Annotated in this window: 19 protein-coding genes and 2 tRNA genes; 19 read left to right on the top strand and 2 right to left on the bottom strand. The window is 36.6% G+C overall.

The window, feature by feature from the left end; genetic code table 11:
- The first annotated feature begins 1 nt into the window (after position 1).
- The 8 genes from dnaK (at position 2) to B4D49_RS02520 (ending at position 7,286) form a co-directional block, all read left to right on the top strand.
- A complete protein-coding gene (dnaK, locus tag B4D49_RS02555) occupies positions 2-1,816 on the top strand; it encodes a molecular chaperone DnaK (protein WP_286783086.1) in 1,815 nt (604 codons plus the stop codon).
- 122 nt (positions 1,817-1,938) lie between these two features.
- Positions 1,939-2,553, top strand: coding sequence for a DJ-1/PfpI family protein (locus B4D49_RS02550; RefSeq protein ID WP_157327668.1), 615 nt, complete (start codon positions 1,939-1,941; stop codon positions 2,551-2,553).
- Between the two features lie 104 nt (positions 2,554-2,657).
- A complete protein-coding gene (dnaJ, locus tag B4D49_RS02545) occupies positions 2,658-3,797 on the top strand; it encodes a molecular chaperone DnaJ (protein WP_039691974.1) in 1,140 nt (379 codons plus the stop codon).
- Positions 3,798-3,858: 61 nt separating this feature from the next.
- A complete protein-coding gene (locus tag B4D49_RS02540) occupies positions 3,859-4,629 on the top strand; it encodes an alpha/beta fold hydrolase (protein ID WP_286783085.1) in 771 nt (256 codons plus the stop codon).
- Between the two features lie 114 nt (positions 4,630-4,743).
- On the top strand, positions 4,744-5,493 hold the full coding sequence (gene truA, locus B4D49_RS02535) for a tRNA pseudouridine(38-40) synthase TruA (RefSeq protein ID WP_074482805.1): 750 nt from the start codon (positions 4,744-4,746) through the stop codon (positions 5,491-5,493).
- On the top strand, positions 5,483-6,250 hold the full coding sequence (locus B4D49_RS02530) for a bifunctional hydroxymethylpyrimidine kinase/phosphomethylpyrimidine kinase (protein WP_199544951.1): 768 nt from the start codon (positions 5,483-5,485) through the stop codon (positions 6,248-6,250). Before truA ends, B4D49_RS02530 begins: the two co-directional genes overlap by 11 nt.
- Positions 6,237-6,704, top strand: coding sequence for an ECF transporter S component (locus B4D49_RS02525; RefSeq protein WP_199544953.1), 468 nt, complete (start codon positions 6,237-6,239; stop codon positions 6,702-6,704). The genes B4D49_RS02530 and B4D49_RS02525 overlap by 14 nt, the downstream gene beginning before the upstream one ends.
- A gap of 18 nt (positions 6,705-6,722) precedes the next feature.
- The gene (locus tag B4D49_RS02520) at positions 6,723-7,286 is read left to right on the top strand and encodes a TIGR01440 family protein (RefSeq protein ID WP_199544955.1); all 564 of its coding nucleotides are present in this window, start codon (positions 6,723-6,725) and stop codon (positions 7,284-7,286) included.
- Positions 7,287-7,335: 49 nt separating this feature from the next.
- On the opposite strand, the gene B4D49_RS02515 is transcribed toward B4D49_RS02520, so the two are convergent.
- Positions 7,336-8,178, bottom strand: coding sequence for a mechanosensitive ion channel family protein (locus B4D49_RS02515; RefSeq protein ID WP_199544957.1), 843 nt, complete (start codon positions 8,176-8,178; stop codon positions 7,336-7,338).
- Positions 8,179-8,351: 173 nt separating this feature from the next.
- Between B4D49_RS02515 and tig the strand changes: the two genes are divergently transcribed.
- From tig to B4D49_RS02460, 11 genes are all read left to right on the top strand, one after another.
- Positions 8,352-9,635, top strand: a complete 1,284-nt coding sequence (gene tig / locus B4D49_RS02510; RefSeq protein ID WP_074482811.1) for a trigger factor — start codon at positions 8,352-8,354, stop codon at positions 9,633-9,635.
- A 194-nt stretch (positions 9,636-9,829) separates the two neighbouring features.
- A complete protein-coding gene (gene rpoE / locus B4D49_RS02505) occupies positions 9,830-10,402 on the top strand; it encodes a DNA-directed RNA polymerase subunit delta (RefSeq protein WP_286783084.1) in 573 nt (190 codons plus the stop codon).
- Positions 10,403-10,682: 280 nt separating this feature from the next.
- Positions 10,683-12,287 (top strand): CTP synthase, encoded by a 1,605-nt coding sequence (locus tag B4D49_RS02500; RefSeq protein WP_132868813.1) that lies wholly within the window; start codon positions 10,683-10,685, stop codon positions 12,285-12,287.
- A gap of 127 nt (positions 12,288-12,414) precedes the next feature.
- Positions 12,415-13,344, top strand: a complete 930-nt coding sequence (locus B4D49_RS02495) for an alpha/beta hydrolase (RefSeq protein ID WP_286783083.1) — start codon at positions 12,415-12,417, stop codon at positions 13,342-13,344.
- Between the two features lie 59 nt (positions 13,345-13,403).
- Positions 13,404-13,489: transfer RNA gene (locus B4D49_RS02490), tRNA-Leu, on the top strand.
- A 226-nt stretch (positions 13,490-13,715) separates the two neighbouring features.
- Positions 13,716-14,597 carry a class II fructose-bisphosphate aldolase gene (locus B4D49_RS02485; protein ID WP_199544961.1) on the top strand — a complete coding sequence of 294 codons (882 nt, stop codon included), beginning with the start codon at positions 13,716-13,718 and terminating at the stop codon, positions 14,595-14,597.
- A 124-nt stretch (positions 14,598-14,721) separates the two neighbouring features.
- Positions 14,722-14,794, top strand: a tRNA-Thr gene (locus B4D49_RS02480).
- A 174-nt stretch (positions 14,795-14,968) separates the two neighbouring features.
- On the top strand, positions 14,969-15,157 hold the full coding sequence (gene rpmB / locus B4D49_RS02475; RefSeq protein WP_002885786.1) for a 50S ribosomal protein L28: 189 nt from the start codon (positions 14,969-14,971) through the stop codon (positions 15,155-15,157).
- A gap of 115 nt (positions 15,158-15,272) precedes the next feature.
- Entirely contained in the window at positions 15,273-15,638 is a 366-nt protein-coding gene (locus B4D49_RS02470; protein ID WP_003063261.1) for an Asp23/Gls24 family envelope stress response protein, read from the top strand.
- Positions 15,638-17,302, top strand: coding sequence for a DAK2 domain-containing protein (locus tag B4D49_RS02465; RefSeq protein ID WP_132869944.1), 1,665 nt, complete (start codon positions 15,638-15,640; stop codon positions 17,300-17,302). Before B4D49_RS02470 ends, B4D49_RS02465 begins: the two co-directional genes overlap by 1 nt.
- A 299-nt stretch (positions 17,303-17,601) precedes the next feature.
- On the top strand, positions 17,602-18,822 hold the full coding sequence (locus B4D49_RS02460; RefSeq protein ID WP_286783082.1) for an MFS transporter: 1,221 nt from the start codon (positions 17,602-17,604) through the stop codon (positions 18,820-18,822).
- 4 nt (positions 18,823-18,826) lie between these two features.
- Here the strand turns inward: B4D49_RS02460 and B4D49_RS02455 are convergent, their stop codons facing one another.
- The gene (locus B4D49_RS02455; protein WP_286783081.1) at positions 18,827-19,699 is read right to left on the bottom strand and encodes an Rgg/GadR/MutR family transcriptional regulator; all 873 of its coding nucleotides are present in this window, start codon (positions 19,697-19,699) and stop codon (positions 18,827-18,829) included.
- Positions 19,700-19,919: the final 220 nt, after the last annotated feature.

The raw sequence follows: 19,919 nt of genomic DNA, 5'->3' as shown, positions 1-19,919 counted from the left end.
TATTGACTTAGGTACAACAAACTCAGCTGTTGCAGTTCTTGAAGGAACTGAATCAAAAATCATTGCTAACCCAGAAGGTAACCGTACAACTCCATCAGTTGTTTCATTCAAAAATGGTGAAATCATTGTTGGTGATGCTGCAAAACGTCAAGCAGTAACAAACCCAGATACAGTTATCTCTATCAAATCTAAAATGGGTACTTCTGAAAAAGTATCTGCAAACGGTAAAGAATATACTCCACAAGAAATCTCAGCAATGATTCTTCAATACCTTAAAGGTTACGCTGAAGATTACCTTGGTGAAAAAGTAACAAAAGCAGTTATCACAGTTCCTGCATACTTCAACGATGCTCAACGTCAAGCAACTAAAGACGCTGGTAAAATCGCTGGTCTTGAAGTAGAACGTATCGTCAACGAACCAACTGCAGCTGCTCTTGCATATGGTCTTGATAAAACTGATAAAGATGAAAAAATCTTGGTATTCGACCTTGGTGGTGGTACATTCGACGTATCAATCCTTGAACTTGGTGATGGTGTATTCGACGTACTTGCTACAGCAGGTGATAACAAACTTGGTGGTGACGACTTCGACCAAAAAATTATTGATTGGTTAGTTGCTGAATTCAAGAACGAAAACGGTATTGACCTTAGCCAAGATAAAATGGCTCTTCAACGTTTGAAAGATGCTGCTGAAAAAGCTAAAAAAGATCTTTCTGGTGTTACTCAAACACAAATCTCACTTCCATTCATCACTGCAGGAGCTGCTGGACCTCTTCACTTGGAAACAAGCCTTTCACGTGCTAAATTTGATGATTTGACTCGTGACCTTATCGAACGTACTAAAACACCAGTTCGTCAAGCACTTTCAGATGCTGGTCTTTCAATCTCAGAAATTGACGAAGTAATCCTTGTTGGTGGTTCAACTCGTATTCCTGCCGTTGTTGAAGCTGTTAAAGCTGAAACTGGTAAAGAACCAAACAAATCAGTTAACCCTGATGAAGTAGTTGCTATGGGTGCTGCTATCCAAGGTGGTGTTATCACTGGTGATGTTAAAGACGTTGTTCTTCTTGACGTTACTCCATTGTCACTTGGTATCGAAACTATGGGTGGTGTATTTACAAAACTTATTGACCGTAACACTACAATCCCAACTTCTAAATCACAAGTCTTCTCAACAGCTGCTGATAACCAACCAGCTGTAGATATCCACGTTCTTCAAGGTGAACGTCCAATGGCTGCAGATAACAAAACTCTTGGTCGCTTCCAATTGACTGATATCCCAGCTGCACCTCGTGGTATCCCACAAATCGAAGTAACATTTGATATCGATAAAAACGGTATTGTATCTGTTAAAGCTAAAGACCTTGGTACTCAAAAAGAACAACACATCGTTATTCAATCTAACTCAGGTTTGACTGATGAAGAAATTGAAAAAATGATGAAAGACGCAGAAGCTAATGCAGAAGCTGATGCTAAACGTAAAGAAGAAGTTGATCTTCGTAACGAAGTTGACCAAGCAATCTTTGCAACAGAAAAAACAATCAAAGAAACTGAAGGTAAAGGCTTTGATACAGAACGTGACGCTGCTCAATCAGCTCTTGATGAATTGAAAGCAGCTCAAGAAGCTAACAACCTTGAAGATATGAAATCTAAACTTGAAGCTCTTAACGAAAAAGCTCAAGCACTTGCAGTGAAAATGTATGAACAAGCTGCTGCAGCACAACAAGCAGCACAAGGTGCTGAAGGTGCTCAATCAGCTGACTCATCTAAAAACAATGGTGACGACGTTGTAGACGGTGAATTCACTGAAAAATAATTTAGTCTTCTAGACAAATGACATTGGGTTGAAACTCAAAAGTTGAAAACATAAATCTAAATGCAGAGGTTGCAACCCAGCCTCTGCTTTTGGGTAGAATGCTGATTAATTTGGAGTTCAGAATGAAAAAAGTTGCTTGTGTGATTTACCCGAACTTTTCATTGTATGAAATAGTTGATTTGACCAGTAGCTTAGTATTGCAATATGGTATTAAAGTCGATTATATTTCTTCTAACAAAGAAAGTGTGATTTCTGAAGATGGTTTGATTTGTCAGGCGACAAAGGCATTTGATGAAGTTAATCTAGATGATTATTCGTGTGTTGTTTTACCAGGAATGTCAGATTTTACTTCTGCGTTGAAAGATAATACTTTGATTCAGTTTTTAAAACAACTAAAAGGGAAATCGATACTAGTTGCGGCTATATCGTCAGCGCCGATTCTATTATCGAAGGCTGGATTATTGGAGAATACTACTTTTACTGGTGGTATATGGCAAAATTTCTTCGGGTATTTTGACTTTCTTTCTAGAGAAAATTTCATTCCAAAGGCAATTCATCAGGATAAAAACATTGTTACAGCTATTGGTTTCGCACATCAGGAATTTGCTAAGAAAATATTAGCTAATTTAGGATTGTGTGATGATGTAGAATTGGTTGATAAGCCTTCAGAAAATTTGATTTTCAATATGTCAGACGAAGATTTTGCAGAATTTAAGTCTTGCTTTGAACATATTTGATGAGTTTCAAGAATCTAAATTTATAGCAGCATTTCAACATTGCCCTATGGCTGATTTTAAAGTGCTAAATTTTGTCAGAATAAGAAATAATTAAGGTATTTAATATGAACAATACAGAATTTTACGATCGTTTGGGTGTATCTAAAGACGCTTCGCAAGCTGAAATTAAAAAAGCATACCGCAAAATGTCTAAAAAATATCACCCAGATATTAATAAAGAACCTGGCGCAGAAGAAAAATATAAAGAAGTTCAAGAAGCTTACGAGACTCTAGGTGATGAGCAAAAACGTGCAGCTTACGACCAATACGGTCCTGCTGGAGCTAACGGTGGCTTTAACGGCGGAGCTGGTGGTTTTGGCGGTTTCGATGGAGCTGGCTTTGGTGGCTTTGAAGATATTTTCTCAAGTTTCTTTGGTGGTGGCGGAGGAATGCGCAATCCTAATGCGCCTCGCCAAGGTGATGACCTTCAATACCGTGTTAACTTGACATTCGAAGAAGCTGTCTTTGGTGTTGAAAAAGAAGTTGCTTACAACCGTGAATCAACATGTTCAACATGTTCAGGTTCAGGTGCAAAACCTGGAACTAGCCCTGTGACATGTAGTCGCTGTCATGGTTCAGGTGTGATTAATGTTGATACACAAACACCTCTTGGTATGATGCGTCGCCAAGTAACTTGTGACGTCTGTCATGGTACAGGTAAAGAAATCAAAGAGCCATGTCATACTTGTCACGGAACTGGACACGAAAAGAAAACACACAAAGTGTCTGTTAAAATTCCAGCAGGTGTTGAAACAGGTCAACAAATTCGCTTGCAAGGTCAAGGTGAAGCCGGCTTTAACGGTGGACCTTATGGTGACCTCTTTGTTATCATCAATGTTTTACCAAGTAATAAATTTGAACGTAATGGTTCAACAATTTACTACACAATGAATATCAGCTTTGTTCAAGCAGCTCTTGGTGACACTGTCGAAGTACCAACTGTCCATGGTGATGTTGAAATGACAATTCCAGCTGGTACTCAAACTGGTAAGACTTTCCGACTTCGTGGTAAAGGTGCTCCAAAATTACGTGGTGGCGGTCAAGGTGACCAACACGTTACTGTTAATATTGTGACACCAACAAAACTTAACGATGCACAAGTTGAAGCTCTTAAACAATTTGCGCAAGCCGGTGGCGACAAAGTTGGAAATCCTAAGAAAAAAGGTTTCTTCAACAAAGTTAAAGACGCCTTTGATGGTGAATAATTGAAAACTAAAAAGAGATTGGAATCTATTTTCCGGTCTCTTTTTTTATGAAGGGGAGATTATGAAAGAATACTTTATTGACGACCAAAATGCATATATGCGCTATCAAGATTTTCCAGGTGAAAGTAGTACAATTTTATTTATACATGGTTTAGGGTGTGCAGGGTCTTTTGACTACGGAGAAGTTGTTTCTCAGGAGTGTTTAAAAAATCATCGTTGCATACTTATTGATTTGTTGGGAGCAGGTTACAGTGATAAGCCGGAAGACTTTGATTATCGTGTCAGTTCTCATGCTGCTTATTTGAAATCTTTTGTTGAATCATTGGAATTAACAAATCTTACGATTTTTGGTCATAGCTTAGGTGGGCCAATTGCTATTGAGTTAGCTAACCTTTGTTTAGATAGAGTTGAGAAGTTAATTCTAAGTGAACCTAATCTAGATGTGAGCGTTTCTGGAAGTTCAAGTTTTGAAATTGCGACATATTCTGAGAAAGATTTTATTGATTTTGGATTTTCTAAGGTGTTAGAAGATAGTCAAATATCTGGAAATAATATGTGGGCAGCAACCTTAGCACAGTGGGCACCTTATGCTGTTTATCGACTATCAGTTAATGCTGTGCAAGGTGGAGAGCAATCTTGGCGTCAGTTATTGTATGGGCTGAAATTACCAAAGACAGTTATTTTTGGAAGAAATTCTTTACCAGATGCTGATTATGATAGCTTATCTGAGGCTAATATTCCCTTGGAAATTGTTGAAGAAGCAGGGCATTCAATGGCTTGGGAAAATCCTTCAGGACTTGCTAGAAGTATTGCTGCTTGTTTACAGGCTTAAAAAATTGAGACTGGACTCTGTTTTCCAATCTCTTTTTTTATGTTAAAATCTGTACGGGGACAGTCTGTTCTAAATTTTCTGGAAAGTCTCCTAGGAAGATGATAAAATACACACATGGTAAGATATAAAGCAACAATTTCTTATGACGGTAGACTTTTTGCTGGTTTTCAGCGTCAGCCGAGTGAACGTTCAGTTCAAGAAGAACTTGAAAAAACGTTACAAAGATTAAATAGCGGCAATCCTGTTAAAGTACATGGTGCTGGCCGTACGGATTCTGGTGTTCATGCTTATGGGCAAGTGGTTCATTTTGATTTACCACAATTGCGAGATGTGGAAAAATTACGTTTTGGTTTAGACACACAATCTCCAGAAGATATTGATGTTGTAAAAATTGAACAAGTCAGTGATGAGTTTCATTCTCGCTATAACAAGCACAGTAAAACTTATGAATTTTTAGTCGATGCTGGTCGTCCCAAAAATCCCATGATGCGTCACTATGCGACGCACTATCCATATCCTTTGGATTTGTCTTTGATGCAGGAAGCGATAAAGGATTTAGTTGGGACTCATGACTTTACGGGATTTACAGCTTCAGGGACTTCTGTAGAAAATAAAGTTCGTACGATTACGCGCGCAACGGTTACGATTGATGAAAAAACTGGCTTCTTTGTCTTTACTTTCAGTGGAAATGGTTTCCTTTATAAGCAGGTTCGTAATATGGTTGGAACTTTGCTGAAAATTGGGAATGGCCGTATGCCAGTTAGTCAGATTAGAACTGTTCTAGAGTCTAAAAATCGTGATTTAGCTGGTCCTACGGCAGCGGGAAATGGTCTTTATTTGAAGGAGATTATTTATGACGAATAAGTACGTTTTAGCGATTTCTGGGAATGACATTTTTAGTGGTGGTGGCCTTTATGCTGATTTGGCGACTTACACTACTAATCATTTACATGGTTTTTTAGCTGTCACTTGTTTAACAGCTTTAACAGATAAAGGTTTTGAGGTCTTTGCGACAGATGAGGCAATCTTTTCTCATCAATTAAATAGTCTCAAAGATGTTCCTTTTTCAGGGATTAAACTAGGTTTGCTACCAAACGTTAAAGTTGCTGATTTAGCGCTTGATTTTGTTAAAAAGCACACAGAAATTCCAGTGGTTTTAGACCCTGTTTTGGTTTGTAAAGAAAAACATGATGTTGAGGTTTCAGCTTTGCGTGATGAACTTTTGAAGTTTTTTCCTTATACCACAATTGTTACACCAAATTTGGTGGAAGCTGAGCTATTGACCCAAATGTCAATCAAATCTTTAGATGATATGAAAGCTGCTGCTAAATGTTTACATGAGTTAGGCGCTAAGAATGTTGTCATCAAAGGTGGCAATCGTTTGAGTGAGGAAAAGGCGATTGATGTCTTTTATGATGGTAAAGAAATTTCTATTTTTGAAACGCCTGTTCTTGATACGAATAATATTGGCGCTGGTTGTACTTTCGCATCAAGTATTGCAAGTCAAATTGTTTTAGGGAAATCTCCGAAAGAAGCTGTGGCATTGTCTAAGGACTTTGTTTTCCAAGCAATTCGTCATTCAGATCAATATGGGGTGAAACAAAATTATGAAGAAGACTAAGACACAAACGTTAACCCTCTTAGCTGTTTTGACTGCTTTAAGTGTGGTTCTAGCTTATATTCATATTCCAACACCGACAGGTTATTTAACACTTCTTGACGTTGGGATTTATTTCACGGCTTACTACTTAGGGGCAAAGTCTGGTGCTGTTGTTGGCGGTTTATCAGGATTTTTGATTGATCTATTGCTAGGTTATCCTCAATATATGCTTCATAGCTTGATTGCTCATGGCACTCAAGGTTATTTTGCGGGGTGGATTGGCAAAAAACGTTTTTTGGGACTTGTCTTATCTAGTATCGCTATGGTGGGTTGGTATTTCTTGGCAGCTCTACTTTTAGGGTATGGTTGGGGTGCAGCTTGGGCTAGCATTCCAGGGAATCTTTTACAAAACTTCTTTGGTATGTTAGTCGGTTATTTGGTTTATTACTTGGCTTATCGACGTTTTGAAAAGTAATTAAATTGGAGGCTTGAAATGAACTTAGAAGCATTAGCAAAACAAACACGAGCAATTGTTGTTGATATTATTGAACGATCTGCGATTAAAAAAGGACAAATTTTTGTGCTTGGTTTATCTTCTAGCGAGGTAGCAGGTGGTTTAATTGGTAAAAATAGCAGCGCTGAAATTGGTGAAGTGATTGTTAAAACAATTCTCGAAGAATTGAATGCGCGAGGAATTTACCTAGCTGTTCAGGGGTGTGAACATTTAAATCGTGCTTTAACAGTTGAACGTGAATTAGCTGAAAATAAAGATTTAGAGATTGTTAATGTTATCCCTAATTTACATGCTGGTGGTAGTGGACAAGTAGCTGCTTTTAAATTTATGCAAGACCCAGTTGAAGTTGAAGAAATTGTGGCACATGCTGGTTTAGATATTGGAGATACTTTTATTGGTATGCATGTGAAGCGCGTGCAAGTTCCACTAATTCCTATCCAACGTGAATTAGGCGGTGCTCATGTTACAGCGCTTGCTAGCCGACCAAAATTAATCGGTGGGGCGCGTGCAACTTATACAGCAGATCCTATTCGAAAATTTTAAAAAAAGAAAAGGTTGAAGTTAAGTGGCTTCAACCTTTTTGATACTTAAATTATTTGGTAAGAGTTGGGTTAGCGTACATTGTTGGCAAATGAATGTCATTTTCCAAAAGAGCTTCCTGGTAAAGACGATAAAAGTTTGAGTAGATGTAACTTTGTTTACCGTTTTGAACGAAAATGTCAATACGGAACACCAACTGAGCTGTGCTGTTAGTACGTGGTCCAAGAATTGTTGGACTACCAACGATTTCAGGGTAATTTTCTAATTGCTCTTGGTTAATTGTTTTAATAATATCTGAAACTTTTTCTAAGTCAGTATGAGCGTAGATTGGAATATCGATTTGTACACGCATATCACCACGTGATTTATTTGAAACGACTGTAATGTTACGATTGGGGATAAAGTGCAAAGTACCATCGAAACCACGAATCTGTGTGGTACGGATACCAACACTTGAGATATTTCCTTCAATCGAACCGATGACTACTGAATCTCCAACTTCAAATTGATTTTCCAGAAGTATGAAAAATCCATTGACAAGGTCAGTTAAAAATCCTTGTGCACCAAGTCCAAGTGCAACACCAGCAAGTCCGGCCCCGGCAAGTAGACTAGAAACGGGAACGCCTATAATACTTAGTACCCAATAGAGTAAGAAAAAGTAAATCGTGTAGCTCATGATATTATGCAAGAGCTTGATAATTGTTTTTTGACGAGCTTCTGTTTGACGAGAAAGGGTAATTGATTTTTCGATTGCGTGTTTAAAAATAAAGTTCGCAACACGTTTAGCAATCAAGAAGAAAACAAAGAGTAGAAGTAATGAAACAAGTTTAGAAAATATTTCTACAGCAATTTCTTCTACTTGAAGTTGCTCGATATATTTTGAGATAATGTTCATATCCTTAGTTTATTAAAAAAATGAATCTCAGGCAAGCTTTTGGTGTGATTCGATTGGAAAACTGGAAAGAATTGGCAACTAAATTGCCGGTGATTTTTGCACAAAAAACTTTAAAAAGCCCGTAAAATATGGTAAACTAAACTGTATATAAAATTTTAAGGAGAAATGACTTCATGTCTGTATCATTTGAAAACAAAGCTACTAACCGTGGCGTGATTACATTCACAATCGGTCAAGATAAAATCAAACCAGCTCTTGATCAAGCTTTCAACAAAGTTAAGAAAAATTTGAATGCACCTGGATTCCGTAAAGGTCACATGCCACGTGCCGTATTTAACCAACAATTTGGTGAAGAAGCTCTTTACGAAGATGCATTGAACGCACTTCTTCCAGAAGCATACCAAGCAGCAGTTGCAGAACTTAGCCTTGATGTTGTTGCTCAACCAAAAATTGACATCCAATCAATGGAAAAAGGTCAAGAATGGACATTGACTGCAGAAGTTGTTACAAAACCAGAAGTTAAACTTGGTGACTACAAAAACCTTGAAGTTTCAGTAGAAGCTTCTAAAGAAGTAACTGATGCTGAAGTTGACGAAAAAGTTGAACGCGAACGCAACAACCTTGCAGAACTTATCGTTAAAGAAGGTGCTGCAGAACTTGGTGATACTGTTGTTATCGACTTCGTTGGTTCAGTTGACGGTGTTGAATTCGACGGTGGTAAAGGTGAAAACTTCTCACTTGAACTTGGCTCAGGTCAATTTATCCCTGGTTTCGAAGACCAATTAGTTGGTTCTAAAGCAGGTGAAACTGTAGAAGTTAACGTAACATTCCCAGAAAACTACCAAGCTGAAGATCTTGCTGGTAAAGCTGCTAAATTCGTAACAACTGTTCACGAAGTTAAAGCTAAAGAAGTTCCAGCTCTTGACGACGAATTGGCTAAAGATATCGATGAAGAAGTTGAAACTCTTGACGAATTGAAAGCTAAATACCGTAAAGAACTTGAATCAGCTAAAGAAATCGCATTTGACGATGCTGTTGAAGGTGCTGCTCTTGAATTGGCTGTTGCTAACGCTGAAATCGTTGAATTGCCAGAAGAAATGGTTCACGATGAAGTTCACCGCGCTATGAACGAATTCATGGGTAACATGCAACGTCAAGGTATCTCTCCAGAAATGTACTTCCAATTGACTGGTACAACTGAAGAAGATCTTCACAAACAATACGAAGCTGACGCTGACAAACGTGTTAAAACTAACCTTGTTATCGAAGCTATCGCTAAAGCTGAAGGATTCGAAGCTTCTGATGAAGAAATCGAAAAAGAAATCAACGACCTTGCTTCAGAATACAACATGGAAGTTGAACAAGTACGTAACCTTCTTTCAGCAGATATGCTTAAACACGACATCGCTATGAAGAAAGCTGTTGAAGTCGTAACAAGCACTGCTAAAGTAAAATAATTTATCCTTAGATAAATAGTTATAAAGTCAGGTAATCAGTAGATTACTTGGCTTTTTATGCCCTTTATCAGAAATTCTTATAAATCTTTTGACGAATTGACAAAATTAGCGTAAAATAGAGAGTAACGAAAATTAAGATAATAGGGTTTTTGTGGCTGTTTGCTCACATCCTAAGATTAATAAGGAGAATTACCTTGGAATTAGAAGTATTTGCTGGACAAGAAAAAAGCGAACTCTCAATGATCGAAGTAGCTCGTGCTATTTTAGAAGAACGCGGACGTGATCATGAGATGTATTTCAGCGATCTTGTAAATGATATTCAAAACTACCTCGAAAAATCAGACGCAGACATTCGTGAAGCTTTACCATATTTTTACTCTGCATTGAACGTTGACGGAAGCTTTATTCCACTTGGCGATAACAAATGGGGACTTCGTTCATGGTATGCTATCGATGAAATCGACGAAGAAATCATCACACTTGAAGATGACGAAAATGGTGCACCAAAACGCAAACGTAAACGCGTTAATGCCTTTATGGATGGTGATGAAGACGCTATTGATTATTCAGATGATGATCCAGAAGACGATGATTACTCTGCTAAATCTTCAGACATGGAATACGATGATGAAAATCCAGATGACGAAAAATCTGAAGTTGAATCATACGATTCAGAAATCAACGAAATCATCCCAGATGATGACTTGGATGAAGACGTTGATATCAACGAAGAAGATGATGAAGATGATGATTTAGACGAAGAATAATCGTTTCAAGCGCCGAAATTTAAATTAAAAAAACTTATTCATATCATTTGACAAAAGTCTCAGGATAGTTTATAGTATTATTCGGGCACCTCTTTTTTAGAGGTCGGAGAAAAGCTCCCTAACTTTTTAGGGAGCTATTTTTGTTTTCCTAAAAGTAAATGGCCATTTGCTTTTTTTCATTTATCGAATAATTTTGTTAATTATTTGATTTTCTTTCGCTTTCAATTTTTCAAGCACTTATCGTTTGCTATCATTTTTTATTTTAAAGGAGTTTTATTTAATGACTAAGTATATTTTTGTTACTGGTGGTGTTGTTTCTTCTATCGGTAAGGGAATCGTTGCTGCAAGTCTTGGTCGTCTTTTGAAAAATCGTGGTCTTAAAGTGACTATCCAAAAATTTGACCCATACATTAACATTGACCCAGGTACAATGAGTCCTTATCAACACGGTGAAGTTTATGTAACAGACGATGGTGCTGAAACTGATCTTGACCTTGGTCACTATGAACGTTTCATCGACATTAACTTAAATAAATATTCTAACGTTACAACTGGTAAAATCTACAGTGAAGTTCTTCGTAAAGAACGTAAAGGTGAATACCTTGGAGCAACTGTCCAAGTTATTCCACATATCACTGACGCATTGAAAGAAAAAATCAAACGTGCTGCAACAACTACTGACTCTGATGTTATCATCACAGAGGTTGGTGGTACAGTTGGTGATATCGAAAGTCTTCCATTCCTTGAAGCGCTTCGCCAAATGAAAGCAGATGTTGGTGCTGATAACGTTATGTACATCCACACAACACTTCTTCCATATCTTAAAGCTGCTGGTGAAATGAAAACTAAACCAACACAACACTCAGTTAAAGAATTGCGTGGACTTGGTATTCAACCAAATATGTTGGTTATCCGTACTGAAAAACCAGCTGGCCAAGGCATTAAAAATAAATTGGCGCAATTCTGTGACGTTGCTCCAGAAGCTGTTATTGAGTCACTTGATGTGGATCACATTTACCAAATTCCACTTAACATGCAAGCTCAAAACATGGACCAAATCGTTTGTGATCACTTGAAACTTGATGTACCAAAAGCTGATATGTCAGAATGGTCTGCAATGGTTGATAAGATCATGAACCTTAAGAAATCAACTAAAATTGCCCTTGTTGGTAAATACGTTGAATTGCCAGATGCTTACCTTTCAGTTGTTGAAGCACTTAAACACTCAGGTTATGTTAACGATACAGCTATTGATCTTAAATGGGTTAACGCTAACGATCTTACTGCTGATAACGTTGAAGAAATGCTTGGTGATGCTGATGGTATCATCGTACCTGGTGGATTTGGTCAACGTGGTACAGAAGGTAAAATCGAAGCTATCCGTTATGCACGTGAAAAAGATGTTCCTATGCTTGGTATCTGTCTTGGTATGCAATTAACATGTGTGGAATTTGCTCGTCACGTTTTGAATATGGAAGGAGCAAACTCAGCTGAGCTTGATCCAGATACTAAATACCCAATCATCGACATCATGCGTGATCAAATCGATATTGAAGACATGGGTGGAACACTTCGTCTTGGACTTTACCCATGTAAATTGAAACCAGGTTCACGTGCTGCACAAGCTTACAACAACCAAGAAGTTGTGCAACGTCGTCACCGTCACCGTTACGAATTTAATACTAAATTCCGTGAACAATTTGAAGCTGCTGGATTCGTCTTCTCAGGTGTATCACCAGATAACCGTTTGATGGAAGTTGTTGAATTGCCAGAGAAAAAATTCTTCGTGGCTGCTCAATATCACCCAGAACTTCAAAGCCGTCCAAACCGTCCAGAAGAACTTTACACAGCCTTCGTCACAGCGGCAATTGAAAATAGTAAATAATAGTAGAAATTACTAAATAATATACACCCTTCTAACCACTTCTAAGGTTTAGAGGGTGTTTTTTATTTAATGTTATTGTTACATTAGAAGTCTTCCCTTTTCAAGAAAAAATAGTATAATAGTGAGCATGAGAAAATTAAGAATAAGGAAACGTAGTATTTTGTTATGGATAATTGCTCTGGTGTTTGTAGCAAGTGTTGGAGCAAGTTTTTATTTCTTCCATGTTGCACAAATTCGCGAGGAAAAATCTTTTATTAACAATAAACCACGTCCAAAAGATAGTAGTCTATACACTTACGAACAAAGTTTTGATCAGTTAACAAAAGAAACGCGATGGATGACTAATCAAGGATTAAAGCAAGATGCTTGGTATGTTCCAGCAGCAACTGAAACAAATAAAACAGCAATTGTTGTTCACGGCTTTACAAGCGCAAAAGAAGATATGAAACCTTATGCCTGGATGTTTCATGAACTAGGTTACAATGTCCTTATGCCAGATAATATGTCCCATGGCGACAGTGAAGGTCAAATCATCGGGTACGGATGGAATGATCGTCTAAATATTGTAAAATGGGCGCAGTTATTGGTTGAAGAAAATTCTGATAGTCAAATTACGTTATTTGGAGTTTCTATGGGTGGAGCTTCTGTTATGATGGCTTCAGGTGAGGAAAACTTACCAAAACAGGTAGTTAATATTATTGAAGACTGCGGCTATAGTAGTGTTTGGGATGAGTTGAAATATCAAGCAAAAGCAATGTATAATTTGCCAGCCTTTCCAATTCTTTATGAAGTTTCTGCAGTATCAAAAGTTAGAGCAGGCTTTTCTTATGGGCAAGCAAGTTGTGTTAACCAATTAAAAAATAATACGCGACCAATTCTTTTTATCCACGGAAGTGAAGATTACTTTGTACCAACAAGTATGGTTTACAAAAACTATCGTGCAACAAAAGGCTATAAAGACCTTTATATAGCTAAAGGTGCTGCGCATGCCAAATCGTTTGAAAGTGATCCTAAAACATACATTGAAACAATTTCAGCTTTTTTGCAAAAAAATTGAAAAATAGTGTTGACAGGAATGTGAATAGCTGATATAATTTTATATGTTGTTAAGGAACAGCGGAAATGGCGGAATTGGCAGACGCGCAGGACTAAGGATCCTGTGATCGCTTTAGATCGTGAGGGTTCAAGTCCCTCTTTCCGCAGAGTAGACAAGCCAGAGAGTGCTTGTCTTTTTTTGTGCCTGTAAAATTATAGGTGAAAGCAATAAATGAAAGCTTTGAGAATATATGAAAATATTTTCTTTTTTACGCTGCTTTTTTCACAGAAAATTAGTCAAATTGTAAGTAAAGCTAGCAATCTTTTTTAATTTGTGATAGAATGTACATATAAAAAGGGTATATCCCAAAAAATAAATAGGAGGCCTATATAATGGCAATCGTTTCAGCGGAAAAATTTATCAAAGCTGCCCGTGAAAACGGATATGCGGTTGGTGGATTTAACACAAACAACCTTGAATGGACTCAAGCAATCTTGCGTGCAGCAGAAGCTAAAAAAGCTCCAATTCTTATCCAAACTTCTATGGGTGCTGCAAAATACATGGGTGGTTACAAACTTTGTAAAACACTTATCGAAAACCTTGTAGAATCAATGGGTATCACTGTACCAGTTGCTATTCACCTTGATCACGGTCACTTTGAAGATGCATTGGAATGTATCGAAGTTGGTTACACTTCAGTTATGTTCGACGGTTCACACCTTCCACTTGAAGAAAACCTTGAAAAAGCTAAAGAAGTTGTAGCTAAAGCTCACGCTAAAGGCGTTTCAGTTGAAGCTGAAGTTGGTACTATCGGTGGTGAAGAAGACGGTATCGTTGGTGACGGCGAACTTGCTCCAATCGAAGATGCTAAAGCTATGGTTGCTACAGGAATCGACTTCCTTGCAGCAGGTATCGGTAACATCCACGGTCCATACCCAGCAAACTGGAAAGGTCTTCACCTTGATCACCTTGAAAAATTAACTGCTGCTGTTCCAGGATTCCCAATCGTATTGCACGGTGGATCAGGTATCCCTGACGATCAAATTCAAGCAGCTATCAAACTTGGTGTAGCTAAAGTTAACGTTAACACTGAATGCCAAATCGCATTCGCTAAAGCTACTCGTAAATTTGTTGCTGAATACGAAGCAAACGAAGAAGAATACGATAAGAAAAAACTCTTCGACCCACGTAAATTCTTGAAACCAGGTTTCGAAGCTATTACTGAAGCTGTTGAAGAACGTATCGACGTATTTGGTTCAGCTAACAAAGCTTAATCAGACTTCGTTTCGTTGAAAAAACTTCCCTTTTGGGAAGTTTTTTTGTGCTCTCGATACATTTTATAGGAGAATTAACTCTTTTGTTGACATTTTTTTAGTGAGTGCTATAATGAACCTGTTAGCCGATTTAGCTCAGTCGGTAGAGCAACGCACTCGTAACGCGTAGGTCGTAGGTTCAATTCCTGCAATCGGCAGAAGAGGTAAAAAAGTCCCGATGGGGCTTTTTATTTTTGGAAAATAGAGAGCTTTTTCTAAAAATATTTTAATGATTATTGGCTAAAAAGCTTGCTAAAATATGGTCAATATGTTATCATTTTATGGTATGTGGTGTAAAACACCTATAATCTAAGTAGGAGGACGCAGATAAAATGGCTAAAGTTTGTTATTTCACAGGTCGTAAGACTGTATCAGGAAACAACCGTTCACACGCAATGAACAAAACAAAACGTGCAGTTAAACCAAATCTTCAAAAAGTTACTATTCTTGTAGATGGAAAACCTAAAAAAGTTTGGGCATCAGCTCGTGCGCTTAAATCTGGTAAAGTTGAACGCGTATAAAATAAAAGCCGAAAGGCTTTTTTCTTTGTTTTGTAGCCGGTAATTTTCCATAATTTTTTACAATACGGCTAATATATGGTAAAATAAACTGATAAAAACTTTTGAGGTAGTAAATATGACTGTGAAAATTAATACAAAAGATGGCCAAATTGAGTTATCTGACGACGTAATTGCAACTGTTGTTGGTGGTTCAGCAACAGAAATTTTTGGTGTTGTTGGTATGGCAAGTAAGAGTGCTCTTAAGGATAATTTTCAAGCGCTTCTGCGTAAAGAAAACTACGCAAAAGGTGTTGTTGTCAAATCAACAGAAAGTGGTATTTCAGTCGATGTTTACACTGTAATGTCATATGGTGTTAAAATTTCTGAGGTATCAAAAAACATTCAAGAACGTGTCAAGTTCAACCTCGAAAATCAACTTGGCCTTTCAGCAGACATGGTGAATGTTTACGTACAAAATATTAAAGTTGTAGGAGAAGATTAGTGTCAAATATTACAACAAGTTTATTCCAAGAAATGGTTCAAGCTGCTAGCACCCGTCTTGGAAATCAAGCAGAATATGTAAACTCCCTTAACGTTTTCCCTGTACCAGATGGTGATACAGGAACTAACATGGGAATGACAATTGAAAATGGTGCCAAAGAAGTTGCAGATAAACCTGCATCTACTGTTGGAGAAGTTGGACAAATCCTTTCAAAAGGTCTTTTGATGGGAGCACGTGGTAACTCAGGTGTTATTACATCTCAATTATTCCGTGGATTTAGTCAAGCAATCAAAGATAAAGAAGAATTGACTGGTAAAGATCTTGCTCATGCTTTCCAATCAGGTGTTGAAGTAGCCTATAAAGCTGTTATGAAACCTGTAGAAGGTACTATTTTGACTGTTTCTCGTGGTGCTGCTACAGCTGCGCTTAAAAAAGCTGAAGAAACTGATGATGCTGTTGAAGTTATGCGCGCAGCACTTGATGGAGCTAAAGGCGCATTGGCTAAAACACCAGAAATGCTTCCTGTTTTGAAAGAAGTTGGTGTTGTTGATTCAGGTGGTCAAGGTTTGGTCTTCATCTATGAAGGTTTCTTGGCTGCATTGACTGGTGAATACATTGCTTCTGAAGACTTTAAAGCAACTCCAGCAGTTATGACTGAAATGATTAACGCTGAACACCACAAATCAGTAGCAGAACACGTTGCAACTGAAGATATCAAGTATGGTTACTGTACAGAAATCATGGTTGCTCTTAAACAAGGTCCTACTTACGTTAAAGAATTCAACTATGAAGAGTTCCAAGGCTTTTTGAGTGGTTTAGGTGATTCTCTTATCTTAGTAAACGATGATGAAATTGCTAAAGTTCACGTCCACACAGAAGATCCAGGTCTTGTCCTTCAAGAAGGTCTTAAGTATGGTGCTCTTAAAAAAGTTAAAGTTGATAACATGCGTAACCAACACGATGCTGTTCTTGAGAAAACTCAAGCAGCACCTGTTAGCCAAGAAGAAAAAGACTTCGCTATCGTGGCAGTATGTGCTGGTGACGGATTAGCTGATATCTTTAAGTCACAAGGTGTTGACTACGTTATCTCAGGTGGTCAAACAATGAACCCATCTACAGAAGATATTGTTAAAGCAATTGATGCTGTTAACGCTAAAAATGTTATCATCTTGCCAAATAACAAAAATATCTTTATGGCTGCACAATCAGCAGCAGAAGTGTCTGAAGTTCCAGCCGCAGTTGTTGAAACACGTACTGTACCTCAAGGATTTACAAGTTTGTTAGCTTTCAACCCAACACAATCATTGGAAGAAAATGTTAAAGCTATGACGGCTAGCCTTTCTGATGTTGTTAGTGGTAGTGTGACACTTGCTGTTCGTGATACTTCTATCGACGGTCTTGAAATCCACAAAGATGACAACCTTGGTATGGTTGATGGTAAAATCGTGGTTTCAAACCCTGATATGACAGCTACTTTGAAAGAAACATTCGCGAAAATGATCGATGAAGATAGCGAAATTATCACTATCTATGTTGGTGAAGAAGGAAGTCAAGAATTGGCTGAAGAAATGGCTGATTACCTTGAATCAACTTACGAAGATGTTGAAGTTGAAATTCACGACGGTAAACAACCAGTTTATCCATACTTGATGAGTGTTGAATAATATAGTATTTAATAAAAGATAAAAGAAAGCATTTCGGTGCTTTCTTTTTTTGTGTTTTTGAAATATTCATATTTGAAAAAAACTGTAGATATAGTTTTACTGTGTTATGATTATTGAAAGAAGTTGAGGTAGTAAAATTGAAATTAAAGCAGATAAAAAGTAGTTCTAAAAGGTAGCTAAGTGAATTGAATAATTTCTTTGATGATTCATAGTCAAGAGTATATTCTGAACTACTAAAAATTGAGTCAGATGAACAGACGAATTTTTAATTTGATTAATAGAATAAATATAGGAAATTTATGCGATATTTTTTTAAAAATAATAAACTTTTTTCACGTTTAGTGGGCATAAACTTGCTTTCAAAAGTTGGGGATAGATTATTTTATACAGCTATGTTAACTATAGCAGCTTCCTTGAAAGATGCTAGTTTAGCTGTTATGGTTGTGTCAGCTTCAGAAACTCTTCCAATTTTGATTAGTCTATTTTTAGGTCCTATTGCTGATAAGCAAGAACAGAAATTGCGTCAGTTAGTATCAAGTTCACTTTTTAGAGTATTGATGTACCTTGGTATTGCTTTTATTTTTAGATACCCACCGACCGTAATGTTAATTTTTTTAGCAGCGTTTTTTAATCTGTTATCAGATGTTAGCGGAAATTATTCAACGGCGTTATTCTCACCTTTTACCAAGACTTTGGTAAAACCAGAAAATATGCAGGAGGCACAAGGACTTGTTAGTTTAGGAACGCAACTTGTAACGATTTTATCTACTTTTATTGGTGCTTCTTTGTTATTAGTTTTTAGTGAATCTTCTTTGGCTGCGACAAATGCTATAGTTTTTTTAATAGTTGCTATATTTTATTGGATGATTCATCCACAACTTAAGATGTACGAGAGCAATATGACGATCTCCAAGGAAAAAAATGCTTTTCGGGTTGTTAAGGAGAATTTTAAATCATTTTTGACTGACCATGTATTTTTTATCAATTTGGTTCAGTTAGCAATGTTAAATGGTTTTTTTGGTGGTTTAACACCATTATTTGCCTTATTTATCAAAGAAAATTGTGAGCTTGCAACTCTAAGTAAGCCTTTAAAGATTTCAATTTTGTCGGGAATCATCACATTTTTTATGATTATAGGAAATGGTTTAGCAAATAAGATATTCAAAAAGCAATCTATTTTTATTATTAATATCTTGGCTGATTTAGCGATTTTATTAGTTGGACTTGGGTTTGTAATGAATAGTATTTGGATAATTTGGGGTGGAAATGCTTTTCTTGCTTTTTTATTAGGTATAGTTTCGCCTCGCTTTTCAGCGGATGTTGTGAATCGATATCCTGTTGAAAGAATTGGAGGGATAGTGACTAGCGTTAACTCTCTTTTAGTATTAGCTCCTCCAGTTACAAGTTTAATATTTCCAACTCTATCAACTATTAATATTCACCTAGCTTATATTGGATTATTGGCATATGCTGTTTTACTTATTTTATTTAGTATGTTTATTTATAAAAAGAAGTCTTAACATTTCAAGACTTCTTTTTATAAAGTAATAATTGAAGATTTTCTTCAAGAAAATCTGCTATTTCTATGTAACCAAAATTTTTAAGGGAAAAAATATAGTTTTCTAAGTTTTTGATATTATTTTCTCCTTCTTGGTAATTAAGCACCATTCTTAGAAACATAAGAATAGTTTTTACAAACATATCTTGAGAGTCTAATAATTTTTCAAGCTGGATAATGAAGTAATTAGCGTCACAGAATAATTGTCTTTCTAGTAGTGTAAAAATAATATTTAAATGTACGAGCTGTGCTCGATGTCTGTTGTTTGGAGTGGATAAATAAATAGATTCTCTCTTAGTGAATGCTTTAGCAAGAAAGATAAGATCTTCATCCGATAAGATTTGTAAAGTGTTACCAAAGATAAAGAGTTCATACTCTGTCCATTCTTCGATACTATAAAGATAAGTTGTGATTAATTCTGCGTCTTTTTTTGATATGAAGTAATCTTGGTTTAAATTGTGAATAGCACAGTGGATAACTAATTTATTGAGCTGATTGTAGGTATCATTTGATTCAGTAAATTTATCATATGTGTATAAGATATTTTCAAGTCCTTTGATATCTTTTTTAGAATGATATTTTGCAACTTTTTGAGCAAGTTTAAAGAATGAAGAAGATTCATATTGGTGATAAGCTTGTTCAAACTCAGCTAAACTCATGTGTATCGCAGAAATAGCAATTAATAATTTATCAGCTGACAGCATGGTTTGACCATTCTCAAATTTTGATAACTGTGATTGTGAGAGATGTTCATTAGCAATATCTTTCATTTTTAAGCCTCTAGCTAATCTAAGATCACGAAATAGTTCTCCCAATTCAAAGTTATTTAACTGACTCAATATTATCTCCTTACACTTATGACTTCATATTTATTTATATTTTAGCAGAAAAAAATCTTTTCTCCAAGGAATGTTGATATATCAATATTCAATAGAAAGAAAATTGTTAACTAACAAAATTTTCTGAAAATTATCTTGACTTTATTTTATAAAGTGTTAACATGGAGTGTAAGATTTAATTGATAGGAGAAAACAGATGAGAAGTGACATGATTAAGGTA

It is taken from the genome of Streptococcus sp. UBA4344, from assembly GCF_002393675.1.
Lineage (GTDB): Bacteria > Bacillota > Bacilli > Lactobacillales > Streptococcaceae > Streptococcus > Streptococcus vicugnae.
Note: the sequence above shows the minus strand (reverse complement) of the source record. Positions and strands in the feature narration are given on the sequence as shown.

Bases quoted from the DNA above. Each gene is read 5' to 3' on its own strand.
- B4D49_RS02550 (WP_157327668.1), top strand. From the start codon at position 1,939: ATGAAAAAAGTTGCTTGTGTGATTTACCCGAACTTTTCATTGTATGAA.
- dnaJ (WP_039691974.1), top strand. From the start codon at position 2,658: ATGAACAATACAGAATTTTACGATCGTTTGGGTGTATCTAAAGACGCT.
- B4D49_RS02540 (WP_286783085.1), top strand. From the start codon at position 3,859: ATGAAAGAATACTTTATTGACGACCAAAATGCATATATGCGCTATCAA.
- truA (WP_074482805.1), top strand. From the start codon at position 4,744: ATGGTAAGATATAAAGCAACAATTTCTTATGACGGTAGACTTTTTGCT.
- B4D49_RS02530 (WP_199544951.1), top strand. From the start codon at position 5,483: ATGACGAATAAGTACGTTTTAGCGATTTCTGGGAATGACATTTTTAGT.
- B4D49_RS02525 (WP_199544953.1), top strand. From the start codon at position 6,237: ATGAAGAAGACTAAGACACAAACGTTAACCCTCTTAGCTGTTTTGACT.
- B4D49_RS02520 (WP_199544955.1), top strand. From the start codon at position 6,723: ATGAACTTAGAAGCATTAGCAAAACAAACACGAGCAATTGTTGTTGAT.
- B4D49_RS02515 (WP_199544957.1), bottom strand. From the start codon at position 8,178: ATGAACATTATCTCAAAATATATCGAGCAACTTCAAGTAGAAGAAATT.
- tig (WP_074482811.1), top strand. From the start codon at position 8,352: ATGTCTGTATCATTTGAAAACAAAGCTACTAACCGTGGCGTGATTACA.
- B4D49_RS02500 (WP_132868813.1), top strand. From the start codon at position 10,683: ATGACTAAGTATATTTTTGTTACTGGTGGTGTTGTTTCTTCTATCGGT.
- B4D49_RS02495 (WP_286783083.1), top strand. From the start codon at position 12,415: ATGAGAAAATTAAGAATAAGGAAACGTAGTATTTTGTTATGGATAATT.
- B4D49_RS02485 (WP_199544961.1), top strand. From the start codon at position 13,716: ATGGCAATCGTTTCAGCGGAAAAATTTATCAAAGCTGCCCGTGAAAAC.
- rpmB (WP_002885786.1), top strand. From the start codon at position 14,969: ATGGCTAAAGTTTGTTATTTCACAGGTCGTAAGACTGTATCAGGAAAC.
- B4D49_RS02470 (WP_003063261.1), top strand. From the start codon at position 15,273: ATGACTGTGAAAATTAATACAAAAGATGGCCAAATTGAGTTATCTGAC.
- B4D49_RS02460 (WP_286783082.1), top strand. From the start codon at position 17,602: ATGCGATATTTTTTTAAAAATAATAAACTTTTTTCACGTTTAGTGGGC.